Origin of the sequence: Micromonospora sp. WMMC241, assembly GCF_027460165.1 — a bacterium.
GTDB classification, from domain to species: Bacteria; Actinomycetota; Actinomycetes; order Mycobacteriales; family Micromonosporaceae; genus Micromonospora; species Micromonospora humi.
Genome location: NZ_JAPZBF010000001.1, coordinates 4,969,428 through 4,983,047, shown reverse-complemented (window position 1 = coordinate 4,983,047; position 13,620 = coordinate 4,969,428). Strand labels below are relative to the sequence as shown.

General features: G+C 73.0%; 16 protein-coding genes. 12 read left to right on the top strand and 4 right to left on the bottom strand.

Annotated elements, in window-relative coordinates; genetic code table 11:
• Window positions 1–74: 74 nt before the first annotated feature.
• A complete protein-coding gene (gene rlmN / locus O7598_RS22465) occupies window positions 75–1,220 on the top strand; it encodes a 23S rRNA (adenine(2503)-C(2))-methyltransferase RlmN (RefSeq protein ID WP_269693277.1) in 1,146 nt (381 codons plus the stop codon).
• Window positions 1,221–1,242: 22 nt separating this feature from the next.
• Complete coding sequence (locus O7598_RS22460) at window positions 1,243–2,439, top strand: DivIVA domain-containing protein (RefSeq protein ID WP_269693276.1); 1,197 nt, start codon at window positions 1,243–1,245, stop codon at window positions 2,437–2,439.
• A gap of 75 nt (window positions 2,440–2,514) precedes the next feature.
• Here the strand turns inward: O7598_RS22460 and O7598_RS22455 are convergent, their stop codons facing one another.
• Complete coding sequence (locus O7598_RS22455) at window positions 2,515–2,739, bottom strand: DUF2631 domain-containing protein (protein ID WP_091064291.1); 225 nt, start codon at window positions 2,737–2,739, stop codon at window positions 2,515–2,517.
• A gap of 259 nt (window positions 2,740–2,998) precedes the next feature.
• On the opposite strand from O7598_RS22455, the gene O7598_RS22450 reads away from it, so the two are divergent.
• Entirely contained in the window at window positions 2,999–4,579 is a 1,581-nt protein-coding gene (locus O7598_RS22450; RefSeq protein WP_269693275.1) for a Rieske 2Fe-2S domain-containing protein, read from the top strand.
• 106 nt (window positions 4,580–4,685) lie between these two features.
• Entirely contained in the window at window positions 4,686–5,321 is a 636-nt protein-coding gene (locus O7598_RS22445; protein WP_269693274.1) for a TMEM175 family protein, read from the top strand.
• Between the two features lie 53 nt (window positions 5,322–5,374).
• Here the strand turns inward: O7598_RS22445 and O7598_RS22440 are convergent, their stop codons facing one another.
• On the bottom strand, window positions 5,375–6,970 hold the full coding sequence (locus O7598_RS22440) for a phytoene desaturase family protein (protein ID WP_269693273.1): 1,596 nt from the start codon (window positions 6,968–6,970) through the stop codon (window positions 5,375–5,377).
• A 68-nt stretch (window positions 6,971–7,038) separates the two neighbouring features.
• Here O7598_RS22440 and O7598_RS22435 point away from each other — a divergent pair, with 68 nt between their 5' ends.
• Both O7598_RS22435 and O7598_RS22430 read left to right on the top strand, forming a co-directional pair.
• Complete coding sequence (locus O7598_RS22435) at window positions 7,039–7,458, top strand: 50S ribosomal protein L7/L12 (RefSeq protein ID WP_269693272.1); 420 nt, start codon at window positions 7,039–7,041, stop codon at window positions 7,456–7,458.
• Between the two features lie 94 nt (window positions 7,459–7,552).
• Complete coding sequence (locus O7598_RS22430; RefSeq protein ID WP_269693271.1) at window positions 7,553–8,722, top strand: alkaline phosphatase PhoX; 1,170 nt, start codon at window positions 7,553–7,555, stop codon at window positions 8,720–8,722.
• A gap of 10 nt (window positions 8,723–8,732) precedes the next feature.
• On the opposite strand, the gene O7598_RS22425 is transcribed toward O7598_RS22430, so the two are convergent.
• Entirely contained in the window at window positions 8,733–9,575 is an 843-nt protein-coding gene (locus O7598_RS22425; protein WP_269693270.1) for a YhjD/YihY/BrkB family envelope integrity protein, read from the bottom strand.
• Window positions 9,576–9,626: 51 nt separating this feature from the next.
• Here O7598_RS22425 and O7598_RS22420 point away from each other — a divergent pair, with 51 nt between their 5' ends.
• Together O7598_RS22420 and O7598_RS22415 are read left to right on the top strand one after the other, a co-directional pair.
• On the top strand, window positions 9,627–10,172 hold the full coding sequence (locus O7598_RS22420) for a GNAT family N-acetyltransferase (RefSeq protein ID WP_269693269.1): 546 nt from the start codon (window positions 9,627–9,629) through the stop codon (window positions 10,170–10,172).
• Window positions 10,173–10,230: 58 nt separating this feature from the next.
• Entirely contained in the window at window positions 10,231–11,463 is a 1,233-nt protein-coding gene (locus O7598_RS22415) for a PP2C family protein-serine/threonine phosphatase (protein ID WP_269693268.1), read from the top strand.
• Here the strand turns inward: O7598_RS22415 and O7598_RS22410 are convergent.
• The gene (locus O7598_RS22410) at window positions 11,426–11,698 is read right to left on the bottom strand and encodes a hypothetical protein (RefSeq protein WP_269693267.1); all 273 of its coding nucleotides are present in this window, start codon (window positions 11,696–11,698) and stop codon (window positions 11,426–11,428) included. The genes O7598_RS22415 and O7598_RS22410 overlap by 38 nt on opposite strands.
• Before the next feature lie 147 nt (window positions 11,699–11,845).
• Between O7598_RS22410 and O7598_RS22405 the strand changes: the two genes are divergently transcribed.
• The 4 genes from O7598_RS22405 (at window position 11,846) to O7598_RS22390 (ending at window position 13,552) form a co-directional block, all read left to right on the top strand.
• On the top strand, window positions 11,846–12,652 hold the full coding sequence (locus O7598_RS22405; protein WP_269693266.1) for a helix-turn-helix domain-containing protein: 807 nt from the start codon (window positions 11,846–11,848) through the stop codon (window positions 12,650–12,652).
• A complete protein-coding gene (locus O7598_RS22400; RefSeq protein ID WP_269693265.1) occupies window positions 12,643–12,843 on the top strand; it encodes a DUF397 domain-containing protein in 201 nt (66 codons plus the stop codon). Before O7598_RS22405 ends, O7598_RS22400 begins: the two co-directional genes overlap by 10 nt.
• Window positions 12,844–13,064: 221 nt before the next feature.
• The gene (locus tag O7598_RS22395) at window positions 13,065–13,262 is read left to right on the top strand and encodes a hypothetical protein (protein ID WP_269693264.1); all 198 of its coding nucleotides are present in this window, start codon (window positions 13,065–13,067) and stop codon (window positions 13,260–13,262) included.
• Window positions 13,259–13,552 carry a type II toxin-antitoxin system VapC family toxin gene (locus O7598_RS22390; protein ID WP_269693263.1) on the top strand — a complete coding sequence of 98 codons (294 nt, stop codon included), beginning with the start codon at window positions 13,259–13,261 and terminating at the stop codon, window positions 13,550–13,552. The genes O7598_RS22395 and O7598_RS22390 overlap by 4 nt, the downstream gene beginning before the upstream one ends.
• Window positions 13,553–13,620: the final 68 nt, after the last annotated feature.

Sequence of the window (13,620 nt, the reverse complement as noted above, 5' to 3'; positions counted from 1 at the left end):
ACCGGCCGGTCGGGGGCGATTCGGCCCCCACGGACGGGTGCGTCCCGCCGCACCCGTGTCAGACTGGACGCGCCATGACGAGCCTCCCACTGATCTCCGTAGACCCCGACGGCCGCGGCCGCCGACCCGCGATGCCTCCCCGTCACCTCGCCGACCTGGACCTGCCGGGTCGGCAGGCGCTCGTCACCGAGCTGGGCGAACCGGCGTTCCGCGCGAAGCAGGTCTCGAACCACTACTTCGGTCGCCTGGTGCGCGACCCGGAGCGGATGACCGACCTGCCGGCGGCGACCCGTGAGCGGCTGGCCGGCACGCTGCTGCCCACCCTGCTCAACCCGGTGCGCGAGCTGGCCTGCGACGACGGCGCGACCCGCAAGGCGCTGTGGCGGCTGCACGACGGGTCGCTGGTGGAGAGCGTGCTGATGGGTTACCCGGACCGGGTCACCGTCTGCATCTCCAGCCAGGCCGGCTGTGGCATGGCCTGCCCGTTCTGCGCCACCGGTCAGGCCGGGCTGACCCGCAACCTCTCCACCGCGGAGATCGTCGACCAGGCGGTCTACCTGGCCGGGGTGGCCGCCTCCGGGGCGGTGGCCGGCTCACCGCCGCGGCTGTCGCACGTGGTGTTCATGGGCATGGGGGAGCCGCTGGCCAACTACGCGCGGGTGGTCGCGGCGATCCGCCGGCTGGTCGCGCCGGCGCCGGAGGGGCTCGGCCTGTCCCAACGGCACATCACCGTCTCCACGGTCGGGCTGGTCCCGGCCATCCGCCGACTGGCCAGCGAAGACCTCTCGGTGACCCTTGCGTTGTCGCTGCACGCCCCCGATGATGAGCTGCGCGACGAACTCGTCCCGGTCAACCAGCGCTGGAAGGTGTCCGAGGTGCTGGACGCGGCGTGGGACTACGCGGCCACGACGGGGCGTCGCGTGTCCATCGAGTACGCGATGATCAAGGACGTGAACGACCAGCCGTGGAGAGCCGATCTGCTCGGGCGGCTGCTGGCCGGCAAGTTGGCCCACGTGAACCTGATCCCGCTCAACCCGACCCCGGGCAGCCGCTGGGACGCCAGCCCGAAGCCGGTCGAGCGGGAGTTCGTCCGGCGGTTGCGCGACGCCGGGGTGTCCACCACGGTGCGCGACACCCGGGGACGCGAGATCGACGGGGCGTGTGGGCAGCTCGCCGCGGCCGAGGACACGGACAGCGACCCACGCGCGGCAACGGCGTAGCGGTACGAGACCAGGAGACATAGTGGCGAGTCAGGGTCAGCGTTTCCGGCGGAAGGCGCTCCGCCGGGGATACAAGGTCGACGAGGTGGACGCCTTCCTGGACCGGGTCGAGGCGACCCTCGACGGCCAGCCGGTCGGCGCGCCCGTCGCCTCCCAGGAGGTCCACGACGTCGTCTTCCGGGTCCGGTTCAACGGCTACGACGAGTGGCAGGTCGACCTGCACCTCGACCGGGTCGAGCGGCAGCTCGCCGAGCTGGAGGAGCGCTCCGGCGCCGCCGGCGGGCGCGGTGGCGATCCCCGGATGGCCGACCGGCTCGGCCCGCCGATGCGCGACGACCGCGGCCTGTCCCCGGTGCCCCAGCCACCGATGCCGCCCCGGCAGATGCCGGCCCAGGCCGGCCCGCCGGTCGACCGCTACGGCAACCGCTACGACGAGCCGACCGGCGCGTTCGCCGGCGGCTACGACGGTCCGCGCGGCGGCTACGACGCGCCTCGTGGCCCCGCCGGTCCGGGCCCGATGGGCCCGGGCCCGGGTGCCCCGATGGGGCACGGCGGCCCGCCGCCGCGGAGCCTGCCGCCAGGTCCGGGCGGTTACGGTCCGCCGGACGCCGGCCCGGGTGGCTACGGTCCGCCGGACCCGACCCCCGGTGGTGGTTACGGCCCGGAGCCCGGCCAGGGTGGGTACGGCGGCCCGGGCGACCGCTTCGACGGCTTCGAGGCCGGCCGGCACGGCCGTGCCGACATGACCGCGGAGATCCGGATGCCCGAGCGTGAGCTGCGTGAGCTGCGCGGACGCGGTCCGGCCGGCCCGCCGGCGCTGCCGCAGCAGGGTTACGGCCCGCCGGATCAGGGTTACGGCCCGCCCGACCAGGGTTACGGCGGTGGCCCGTCGATGACCGGCCCGCCGCTCGTCGGTCCGCCGGCCGCCGGCCCGCCGATGGTGGGGCCGCCGATGGCCGGCCCGCCCGGCAGCGACCTGCACCGGGTCGACCAGATCCGGCGCAGCTTCCAGGTCCGCCGGTTCGGCAGCGGGTACGACCCGGACCAGGTCGACCGGTTCTTCGAGACGCTGCTCGGCGGCATGCAGGGGCGCAACGCGATGCCGGTCAACCCGAAGGACCTCGACACGCTGCGCTTCGGGCTGGTGCCCGGCGGCTACTTCGAGGCGGAGGTCGACGCCGCGCTCAAGGACGTGCAGGACATCCTGCTCGGCCGCTGAGCCGTCCAGGACGGCGAAAAGGGCCCGTCCCCCTCGTGGGGGCGGGCCCTTTCGGCGTACCGCTGGCGCCGTGCGTCAGGACCGCAGGCCGTTGCGGCGCAGCACGGCGTCGCCGATGACGATGGCGAGCAGCAGCGCGGCGATCCCGAACAGCCAGATGTGCTCCACCCGGCCCTGCTCGGTGCCGCAGAGCGCCATCAACACCAGGGCCACCGCCGACACCACCGCACCGATCCGCCCGGACTTGCGGTGCCCCGGCTTGTGCTGATCTGGCGCGGTTACCGGCTCGTCTCCTGCCACTGTCGGTCCTTCCCTCGCGATCGGATCTCCGGCTAGTCTGGCACGCCCCCCGGCGGGCCCGGCGCAGGGTCCGGCCGGACGGGGCGCGGACGACCCGCACGGGCGACGCGGGCCGGCGGGCGGAGCGGGCAGCCCGGCCCGGGCCGTTGGACCTGTCCCGGCCGGGCCGACGGGCACTACGGGCGTCGCGGGACGGCGGCGACACTGTCTCCGGTAGCGTCGGGGCGTACGCCAGATGCCTTTTTCGAGGGGGACTACGGTGCGAGTGACCGGTACGGGCCACGCCAGCATGCGGATCGACACGCCCGCGGGCAGCATCCTGTGCGACCCGTGGGTCAACCCCGCCTACTTCGCCTCCTGGTTCCCCTTCCCGGACAACTCCCAGCTCGACTGGGCGACGCTGGGCCAGGTCGACTACCTGTACGTGTCGCACCTGCACCGGGACCACTTCGACGCCAAGCACCTGCGTGACGTGATCTCGAAGGACGCCACCGTCCTGCTGCCCGAGTTCCCCACCTCCGAGATGGAGGACGAGCTGCGGGAGCTGGGCTTCACCAAGTTCCTGAAGGCCCCGAACGAGCAGGTCGTGGAGCTGCCCGGCGGGCTGAAGATCATGATCCAGGCGTTGACCAGCCCCACCGACGGCCCGATCGGCGACTCGTCGCTCTGGGTGGAGTACGACGGCGTCCGCCTGCTCAACCAGAACGACGCCCGGCCCACCGACCTGACCGTCTTCGCCGAGCTGGGCCACGTGCACGCGCACATGCTCCAGTTCTCCGGCGCGATCTGGTACCCGATGGTCTACGAGCTGCCGCAGGCGGCGAAGACCGCGTTCGGCAAGCAGAAGCGGGACCGGCAGTTCGACCGCACCTGGCGCTACATCGACGATCTGAAGGCCGACAACGTCTTCCCGATCGCCGGCCCGCCGTGCTTCCTCGACGACGAGCTGTGGCAGTTCAACGACATCTTCGGCGACGAGGGCAACATCTTCCCCGACCAGTCCGTGTTCCTGTCGGAGTACGCGAAGGTCGGCGGCACCAACGGCATCGTGCTGCTGCCGGGCAGCGTCGCCGAGGTCACCACCGAGGGCACGACCACCACCCATCCCCAGCCGGTGGAGGAGTTCTTCGCGAACAAGGTCGCCCACCTGGAGGAGATGCGGGAGCGCAAGCGCCCGATCATCGAGGCGGAGAAGGCGTCCTGGCGGCACCCCGAGATCGATGTGCTGGGCGAGATGAAGCGGCGCATCGAGCCGCTGCTCGACGAGTCGATCTACCTGGCCAAGGGCGTCGGCGGCCCGGTCCGTTTCGACCTGGTCTCCTACGACGGCACCGACGTCGAGTCGATCGTGGTGGACTTCCCGGGCAAGGAGGTCCGGCCGTACGCGGACGAGAAGGTCCGCTACCGGTTCCGCACCGAGCGGGCGCTGATCGAGCACCTGCTGCACATCGGCGAGGTCGACTGGGTCAACTCGCTCTTCCTCTCCTGCCGCTTCTCCGCGGCCCGGATCGGCCAGTACAACGAGTTCGTCTACGCGTTCTTCAAGTGCCTCTCCGAGGAACGCCTCCAGTACGCCGAGGGCTGGTACGACGAGCACGAGCGGGCGGTCGACGCCGAGGACATCACGCTCGACGGCTGGGTGGTGCAGCGGCGCTGCCCGCACCTCAAGGCGGACCTGAGCCGGTTCGGCATCGTGGACGGCGACCAGCTCACCTGCCAGCTGCACGGCTGGAAGTTCGACCTGGGCAGCGGTCGCTGCCTGACCAGCGTCGGGCACAAGATCCGCGCCCACCGGGCCGACGAGGAGACCCCGGCGCCGGCCGGGGACGCGCTCATCTGACGTTTTCGCCCCGCCCGCCGCCCCCGGCACGCGACCATCTGCGTGAGGGGGCGGTGTGACGGGCGCGGACAGGGAGCCGGAGTACCGGTTCGGGCGTAGCAGCGAGATGGCGCGGGACGCCTCCCGGGTGGAGGCGTTCAGCGACGCCGTGATCGCCATCGTGCTCACGCTGATGGCCGTCGAGCTGCTCCAGTTCGGCCCGGACGCGCCGGACGACAAGGGCCTGCCGGCCGCGTTGGCGCACGAGTGGCGGGCCTACCTGGCGTACGTCATCACGTTCGCGGTGGTGGGTCAGGTCTGGTTGACCCACCACAACATGTGGCGGTACGTCTGCCGGGTCGACCAGATGCTGCTGGTGCTGAACCTGCTGCTGCTGATGTTCGTGGCGGCCATCCCGTTCACCGCGAACCTGCTCGCGGACAACCTGCGCGGCACCCCCGGCGACCAGCGGTTGACCGCCGCGCTCTACGTCGGCACGGTGCTCGGTGAGGCGCTCTTCTTCAACCTGAGCTGGTGGTGGGCGCGCCGGCGCGGCCTGCTGCATCCGGATCTCGACCCGCGCCTGGCCCGGGCGGTGGCCCGCCGGTTCCGGCTCGGCCCGCTGCTCTACCTGGTGGCGTTCGCGGTGGTGTTCGTCGACCCGATCCTCAGCCTGCTGGCGTACCTGCTGCTGGTCGGCCTCTACGTCATCCGCGGCCCCGGCGACCTCCCACGCGCCGGCCAGGAGGCCGCCCCGTCGTGAGGTGTTAAGCGGGGGCCCCGCCTATACCGGAGGCGTTAACAGGGGGCCCCTCCTTACATGTCGGCGAGGATGCGGCGGGCGGCGTTGTGACCGGCGGCGCCGATCACGCTGCCCGCCGGGTGGCAGCCGGCGCTGCCGGCGTAGACGCCGTCCACGCCGGTGGCGTACGGCATCCGGTCGGTGAACGAGACCGTGTTGTCGACGTGGTGGATGTGCCCGCCGGAGATGCCGAAGTGGGCCTCGATGCCGGGCGGGGGCAGCGGCACCGCGTCCGCGATCAGGTCGCCGGCGCCCGGCGCGTACCGCTCGCAGATCGCGACCAGCTTCTCCACGTAGCCGGGCAGCGCCGCGTCCCAGGTGGTGCCGGCCAGCTCGTAGGGGACCGACTGGACGAACAGCGCCGACGAGTGGTGCCCGGCGTCGTCCTGCAACGACGGGTCGACGGTGGTGTGCAGGTACCACTCGATGGTCGGCTCGTCCGGCAGCCGCCCGGCCCGCACGTCGGCCCACATGCCGCGCAGCGCGGCCATCGGCGACGCGCCGCCGGCGCCGACGAGCGAGTCGGAGCCGGGCAGCAGGTGGATGGTCGAGCCGAACGGGCTCGGCGCGTCGGCCGGCAGGCAGGAGAAGCGCGGCAGCCCGGTGAGCGCCAGGTTGAGCTTGAGCGTGGTGCCGGGCCGGCGCACCGCCGTCATCCGCGCGCCCAGCTCCGCCGGGAGCGCGCCGTCGGGCAGCAGCTCCATCAGCCGGTACGGGTCGCACGCCCCGAGCACCACCGGGGCGGCGACCTGGCGGCCGTCGGCCAGCACCACGCCCGACGCGGCGCCGGAGTCGAGCGTGATCGCGGTGACCGGCGTGCCGGTGAGGATGCGGGCGCCGGCGGCCCGGGCGGCGTCGGCGAAGGTGCGGGAGACAGTGCCCATGCCGCCCTCGGCGATCATCCAGGTGCCGTCCGCGCCGGGGAGCCGGCACATGTTGTGCACCAGGAAGTTGTGCCCGGTGCCCGGGTCGTCCGGGCCGGCGTTGAGCCCGGACAGGCCGTCGGTCACCGCGTACATGCTGACCAGCAGCTCGGAGCGGAAATCGAAGCGGGCCAGGTGGTCGGCGACCGAACCACGCACCAGGTCGACGAAGACCTGCCGCAGGGCCGGCCGGACGTAGCGCTCGGCGGTCTCCTCGACCGGCAGCGGCTCGGCCAGCCAGGCCGGCGCCAGGTCGTCGCGGAGCTGGGCCAGCTCGGCCTGGAGCGCGTGGTCGGCGGCCACGTCGGCCGCCGAGAACATGTCGGTGAGCTGCCGCCGGGTGGCCGCGGCGTCGCGGCCGAAGAGGAGGTACGGCGAACCGGGCCCGCCCGGCGTGGGCAGGAAGTAGTGCGGGTCGCGGCGCACCACCGGGATGGTCACGTCGAGCGTGGCGAGCAGCTCCGGAGGCATCAGCCCGAGCAGGTACGACCCGGTGGAGTGGCGCAGCCCGGGCACCTTCGGGAACGGGTTCTCGGTGCGGGTCGCACCGCCGATCACGTCGGCGGCCTCCAGCACCAGCACGTCGAGGCTGGCGCGGGCCAGCAGGATCGCCGAGACCAGGCCGTTGTGCCCGGAGCCGACCACGACGACGTCGGCGCGTGCCGGCAGCTCACTCGATTCGCTCATGCCCGCGCAGCCTACTGGCGGGCGGACCGTGGCGGGAGGGTTCGCGGCGGGCGGCTACCGTGGCCGGCATGCCCGAGGCTGTCCAGTTCGCGCTCCTGGCCGTGCTCGTCGTCCTGCTCCTGCTCGCGTTCGTGTTCCGACGTGCCACCGGCCGTCCTCGGGACCTGGTCACCCCGGACCCGGCGAGCGGTGGCGGGCAGGCGGAGGTGCTCCGGCTGGCCCGCGAGGGGCGGACGGTGGAGGCGGTCAAGCTGCTCCGCCAGCAGACCGGGCTGCCGTTGCTGGAGGCGAAGCAGACGGTCGACGTGTTGCGGGCGGGCGGCACACTGCCGGCCCGACCCGCCGGCCCGGTCGACCCGGACGGCGAGGTGCGCGCCGAGGCGACCCGGCTCGTGCGCGCCGGGAAGAAGATCCACGCGGTCAAGCTGGTACGGGAGCACACGAGCTGGTCGCTGGCGGAGGCGAAACGGTACGTGGATCGGCTCTGACGTCACCGCGCGTTCACCACCCAGCGGCAGCGGTCGATGCCGAACGAGGGCTACGGTCGACGCAGCGCCAACCGCCACCCCGGGAGGTCAACCGATGGACCGTCGTACCGTCCTGCGCGCCGTCACCGTCGCCGGGGGCACCGCCTTCGCCGGCAGTCTCTGGGCCGACGCCGCCGCTCCGGCCGCGCCCGCCCAGCCCGGTCCCGGCCCCTACGGTGACCTGCTGGCCGCCGACGCCAACGGCCTCCAGTTGCCCGCCGGCTTCACCGGCCGGGTGGTCGCCCGGTCCGGCCAGCGGGTGCCCGGCACCTCGTACGTCTGGCACTGGGCGCCGGACGGCGGCGCCTGTTTCCCGGCCGGCGACGGCTGGATCTACGTCTCCAACTCGGAGGTCCCGCTGGTCGGCGGCGCCTCGGCGGTGCGCTTCGCGGCCGACGGTTCGGTAGCGGCCGCCTACCGGATCCTGAGCGGCACCAGCACCAACTGCGCAGGTGGGCCCACCCCGTGGGGGACGTGGCTCTCCTGCGAGGAGGTGCCGCTGGGCCGGGTCTTCGAGACCTGGCCGGCCGGCGGCCGGTCCGGCGAGGAGCGGACCCGGATGGGCCGCTTCAAGCACGAGGCGGCGGCCTGCGACCCGGTCCGGCAGGTGGTCTACCTGACCGAGGACGAGCCGGACGGCCGCTTCTACCGCTTCGTCCCGGACGCCTGGGGCGACCTGCGCACCGGCCGGTTGCAGGTGCTCTGCTCGCGGGACGGCCACGTGACCGGGCCGGTGACCTGGCAGGACGTGCCGGACCGGGACGGCTTCCCGGTGCCCACCCGCTTCCAGGTGCGCGACGCGCAGGTGTTCGACGGCGGGGAGGGCTGCTGGTACGCCGACGACACCTGCTGGTTCACCACGAAGGGCGACAACCGGGTGTGGGCGTACGACGCGGCGGCGCAGCGGCTCGACCTCGCGTACGACGACTCGCTGGTGGAGGCCGGCGCGGCGCCGCTGACCGGGGTGGACAACATCACCGGCACCGCGGGCGGTGACCTCTACGTGGCCGAGGACGGTGGCAACATGGAGATCAACATGATCACGCCGACCGGGGTGGTGACGCCGTTCGCGCGGCTGCTCGGGCAGCCGACCTCGGAGATCACCGGCCCGGCGTTCTCGCCGGACGGCAGCCGGCTCTACTTCTCCTCCCAGCGCGGCGTCAGCGGTGCCAAGGCCGGCAGCGGCGGCATCACGTACGAGGTGCGCGGCCCGTTCCGGCGCTGACGCGCGCGGGTCAGGCGCGGGCCGCCTCCCGGGCGGCCCGCCACCGGCTGAGCGCCAGCGTGGCCGAGTAACCGGCCAGCACGATCACGTGGAACAGGTAGAGCCAGAGCAGCACGGCCACCCCGCCGCCGATCTCGTCGAACCCGCCGAACGGCACGCCCAGGTTCAGCGGCAGCGAGCAGAACAGCACGAAGCCGTGCAGGAAGCCGGAGAGGTTCGCGGCGGTGAACGAGCCCATGCCGAGCGTGGCGAGCCAGTCCGGGGAGGCCGGGCCGACCACCCGGAACACCCACACCAGCACCGGCGTGAGCACCAGCCAGACCGCCAGGAACGACAGCACCACCCCGAGCGCGCCGATCCAGCCGCCCTGCCGCACCAGCCGGGTGGTCAACGGCAGCGCCAGCAGGATCGACAGCAGCAGCGCCGGGGCCGGCGCGAGCAGCGGCAGCAGCAGCAGCCGGCCGCGCCAGCCGACCAGCGCGCCGGACTCGGCGCGCGGCTCGGCCACCGAGACGAACGCCCGGCGCAGTCCCTCGCCGTAGAGCGAGGCCGGCAGCAGCGAGGCGAGGGCCAGCAGCGGGGTCAGCCCCAACCCGGCCTCGACGAGCGCGGCCACCGCCCGGTCCGCGCCGATCTCGGTGGGCAGCGTCTCGATGGCGTACGAGGTCAGCCGGCGTACCCGGTCGGCGCCGGCGAGCAGCCCGGTGAGCCAGATCGCCAGCAGCGCCACCGGCACCACGGCGACCGCGCCGTAGAAGGTGATCGCGGCGGCGTGCAGCGAGAGGTCCCGCCCCCGGACCGGCCGGAACGCCGCCGAGGTGATCCGCTTCGTGCGTTGCCAGCCGTCGCCCATCGCCCCCTCGTTCCCCCTCGGCCGGTCCGTCACGCATTACGATCCGGCGTCATGATGATCGCCTCGACCGAGCGGCTCGTGGTCCGGGACTGGACCGAGTCACCCGACGACCTGGCCCGCGTCTACGACATCTACTCCCGCGAGGAGGTCATGCGCTGGCTGGGCGGGGGCAAGGGGCGGATGACCCAGCCGAGCGACGCGCTGGAGCGGGTGCGGTCCTGGCGCGAGCGCAACGCCCCGTACGACGGTCGGTGGGGCCTGTGGGCGATCGAGCCCCGCGCGGCGGGCTGCGCGGCCGGCAGCGTACTGCTCAAGCCGTTGCCCGGCCGGGACGGCGTCACCCCGACCGACGACATCGAGGTCGGCTGGCACCTGCACCCCGACGCCCAGGGTCACGGCTACGCCACCGAGGCGGCCCGGGCGGTGCTGGAGCGGGAGTTCGCCACCGGGACCCCACGGGTGTACGCGGTGGTGATGGCCGGCAACGAGCCGTCCGTCGCGGTGGCCCGGCGACTCGGGATGACCCACGTCGGGGTCCGCACCGACTGGTACGGCGGCGCCGAGCTGGAGACGTTCGTCCTGGATCGCCCCGTCTAGCTCGTTGGCGGTTTGCCGTCGGCCTCCCTACGGTGGTGGGGACACGGGGAGGTGCGGTTTGGTCGACGGCGGCGACGCGGCGCGCTGGCTGCACCTCAACGCGCCCCGTGGCGGGCCGGACGAGCTGTCGCTCCTGGTGAGCCGGGCCGCGCCGGCCGTCGGCGCCACCGAGATCGTGATCTACCTCGCCGACTACACGCAGTCCTCACTCGTGCCCCTGGTCGGCCCCGGCCCGCCCCGGGCCGAGCTGACCATCGAGACGACCCTGGCCGGCCGGGCGTTCACCAGCCTCCAGGTGCAGCGCGCTCCCGACCACCCGGATCGGCTCTGGGCGCCCCTGCTGCTCGGGTGCGAACGGTTGGGGGTGCTGGAGATCGTGTCGCCGGGCGCCGGCGACCCCGCGCTGGACCGGCCGGCCTGGGAGGTGGCGGTCGCCGTCGCCCAGCTCCTGGTGAACCGCCGGCTCTACGGCGACGTCGTGGAACGGATCCGCCGCCGCCTTCCGATGCAGGTCGCCGCCGAGATCGTGTGGGGCCTGCTGCCGCCGCTGACGTTCGCGACCGACGAGCTGGTGATCACCGCGATCCTCGAACCGTGCTACGACGTCGGCGGGGACGTCTTCGACTACGCGCTCAACGGCGACGTGCTCAGCGTCGGGCTCTTCGACACCTGCGGGCACGGCATCAAGGCGAGCGCGTTGGCCTCGCTCGTGGTCAGCGCCTACCGCAACGCCCGACGCACCGGCCTGGACCTGGTCGACACGGCGATCAGCATCGACAGGTGGGTGCGCTCCGAGCACCCCGGCACGTTCGCCACCGCGCTGCTCGCCGAGCTCGACCGGCGGACCGGCCTGCTCAGGATCATCAACGCGGGCCACCCCGGCGCCATGCTGCTGCGGGACGGCCGGGCGGTCCGGGCGCTGCCGGGGCCGACCGCGCTGCCGCTCGGGTTGGGCAACCTGTCGGCGAAGCGTCCGCGGGTGCACGAGGAGGGGCTGCACCCGGGGGATCGTGTCCTCGCCTACACCGACGGCATCACCGACGCGCGCAGCGACGACGGGGAACGGTTCGGGCTGGACCGGCTGGTCGACTTCGTCGAGCGTGCCCTGAACGACCAGTTGCCCAGCCCGGAGACGATGCGCCGGCTGGTACGCGCGGTCCTCGCCCACCAGCAGGACGAGCTCGACGACGACGCCACCGCCCTGTTCCTGGAGTGGCAGCCGCCGCACCTGCCGTTGGCGCACCTGGAGCACCTCACCGCGCCCGACGGGACGATCGCGTCCAGCCGATGAATCGGGCGAAGTACTCGGCCGGGTCGATCTCCACGGTGCCGAGGCGCAGCGCGTCGGCGATCGCGTCGTGCATCAGCAGGCAGAGATAGATCGCCAGTCCGACGTGGTCGTGGGCGTACTCCCGGCGGAGGTGGAGCTTGGCCGGTTGGCACGGCCACGGCGCCCCGCACGCGCGACATCGCCAGACGGGCCGAGCCGCCAGGTGCCGGGCCGGCCCGGCCGTCTCCTCGCTCATGGTCCCTCCTCCTCGCGCCTGTTCACACTCTGGTGTGGACGCGACTACGGTCGGAAGGCGGCGGGCGCTCCCAGGCTGGCTGTGCCGATCGGCGCGGGCCCGGTGGTGACCGGCGGTGATCCGTGGGCGGCCTGTGGTGGAGGTGTGATGGACGGCGACCCGCTGTCGACGCTGGAGTTCTTCGGTGCGGAGCTGCGCCGGGCCCGCCGGGAGCGCGGGCTCAGCCAGGAGGACCTGGCCCAGCGGATCAGCTATTCGGCGTCGCTTGTCGGCATGGTGGAGATCGGCCATCGCACGCCCTCGCAGGACTTCGTCGCCCGGGTGGACGCCGCGCTGGAGGCCGGCGGGCTCTTCGGTCGGCTGCTCACGCTGGTGCGCGCCGACGCCGCGCCGCCGTGGTTCCGCGAGTGGATCAGCGTGGAGCGGGAGGCGACGTTGATCCGCTGGTTCGAGCCGTCGCTGGTGCCCGGCCTGGTGCAGACCGAGGCGTACGCCCGGGCGGTGCTGCGCGGCGGCCGGATGTTGCGGGAGAGCGAGGTCGAGCAGCGGGTCACCTCGCGGATGGAGCGGCAGGTGGTGCTGGGCCGGGAGTCGCCGCCGGAGGTGGTGATCGTGGTGGACGAGGCGGTGCTGCGCCGGGCGGTGGGGGAGCCGGCGGTGATGGTGGAGCAGTTCGAGCACCTGTTGCGGGTGACCGAGCAGCCGCACGTGACAGTGCACGTCGTTCCCGCCGACGCCGGCATGCACGCCGGGCTGGCCGGCCCGTTCATCCTGGCCCGCACGCCGGAGGGTGGCGAGGTGGCCCATCTCGATACGCCACTGCGGGCGCACGTCACCGACCGGCCGGACGACGTGGATAATCTTCGCCGCAGGTGGGAGAGCCTGCGGGGCGAGGCGTTGCCCCGGCGGGCCTCCCGGGAGCTGATCCGGGGGTTGGCGAAGTCATGGACCTGACCGGCGCGATCTGGCGCACGTCCACCCGCAGCGACAACGGCGGTGCCACCTGCGTCGAGGTGGCCACCAACCTGCCGCACGTCGTCGGCGTACGGGACAGCACGGACCGCCACGGCCCTGCGCTCACCTTCCACCCCGCAGCCTGGACCGCCTTCCTCCGCTTCACCCGGACCTTGCCCTTCCCTCGGTGATCATGAGGTTGGCGGCGACGAATCGGACGGATGGCGCCGCCAAGCTCATGATCACTGGGTGGCTGAGCCCTCTCCTGGCGGGATTCGGCCCTGGACGTGGCGCACCGGATGTGCGAGGGCGGACTGCCGGAGCGGGAGAGGCTGGCCGCGAGTCGACCGAGTCGACTGTCGTCAGGTGGAAGAATGGGGCATCCAGTGAGGTGGAGAAGGTGAGAGCTGTCATGTCGACCGATGCGGAGCGGAATCCGGAATGGCCGGGCGTGACTCACGTGCCGGCCGATGAACTCGCGCGACGCCAGGGTGTGGAGCCGGTTTCCAGTCTCGACCAACTGGCCCGTCCCGACCTGTTCGAGTCGGACGAAGAGTTTGATTCTTTCCTCGCCGACCTTTACGCCTCGCGGCGCGAGGGCATCGCGTGAGCATTGTCGTCCTGGACACCGACGTGGCGTCGGCGATCCTGCGGGGCCGGGTCGACGAACGGCTGCGGGCGCGGCTGACCGGCCGGACGCTCGGCATCACCTTCGTGACACTCGGCGAACTCACCAAGTGGACCGTGGTGCGCAGTTGGGGGCCGCGTAGGTTGGCCGACCTCGCGCGGTGGCGGCGGGGCCTGGTCCTGCTGCATCGGCTGCCTCTCGCTACCTACAACGGCAAGGATTACGCCGATTTCGCCGAGCATGACCGTCTCCGGCTCCTCGATCTGGCCTGACCGGGCCGTCGGTCAGTCGCTGGACCTCCTGGCTTGTCGGGACTGGCCATGGAGGGCCCGGGACGCGC

Bases quoted from the DNA above. Each gene is read 5' to 3' on its own strand.
- O7598_RS22430 (WP_269693271.1), top strand. From the start codon at position 7,553: ATGGACCGTCGTACCGTCCTGCGCGCCGTCACCGTCGCCGGGGGCACC.
- O7598_RS22410 (WP_269693267.1), bottom strand. From the start codon at position 11,698: ATGAGCGAGGAGACGGCCGGGCCGGCCCGGCACCTGGCGGCTCGGCCC.
- O7598_RS22420 (WP_269693269.1), top strand. From the start codon at position 9,627: ATGATGATCGCCTCGACCGAGCGGCTCGTGGTCCGGGACTGGACCGAG.
- O7598_RS22400 (WP_269693265.1), top strand. From the start codon at position 12,643: ATGGACCTGACCGGCGCGATCTGGCGCACGTCCACCCGCAGCGACAAC.
- O7598_RS22440 (WP_269693273.1), bottom strand. From the start codon at position 6,970: ATGAGCGAATCGAGTGAGCTGCCGGCACGCGCCGACGTCGTCGTGGTC.
- O7598_RS22405 (WP_269693266.1), top strand. From the start codon at position 11,846: ATGGACGGCGACCCGCTGTCGACGCTGGAGTTCTTCGGTGCGGAGCTG.
- O7598_RS22395 (WP_269693264.1), top strand. From the start codon at position 13,065: ATGTCGACCGATGCGGAGCGGAATCCGGAATGGCCGGGCGTGACTCAC.
- rlmN (WP_269693277.1), top strand. From the start codon at position 75: ATGACGAGCCTCCCACTGATCTCCGTAGACCCCGACGGCCGCGGCCGC.
- O7598_RS22445 (WP_269693274.1), top strand. From the start codon at position 4,686: ATGGCGCGGGACGCCTCCCGGGTGGAGGCGTTCAGCGACGCCGTGATC.
- O7598_RS22425 (WP_269693270.1), bottom strand. From the start codon at position 9,575: ATGGGCGACGGCTGGCAACGCACGAAGCGGATCACCTCGGCGGCGTTC.
- O7598_RS22435 (WP_269693272.1), top strand. From the start codon at position 7,039: ATGCCCGAGGCTGTCCAGTTCGCGCTCCTGGCCGTGCTCGTCGTCCTG.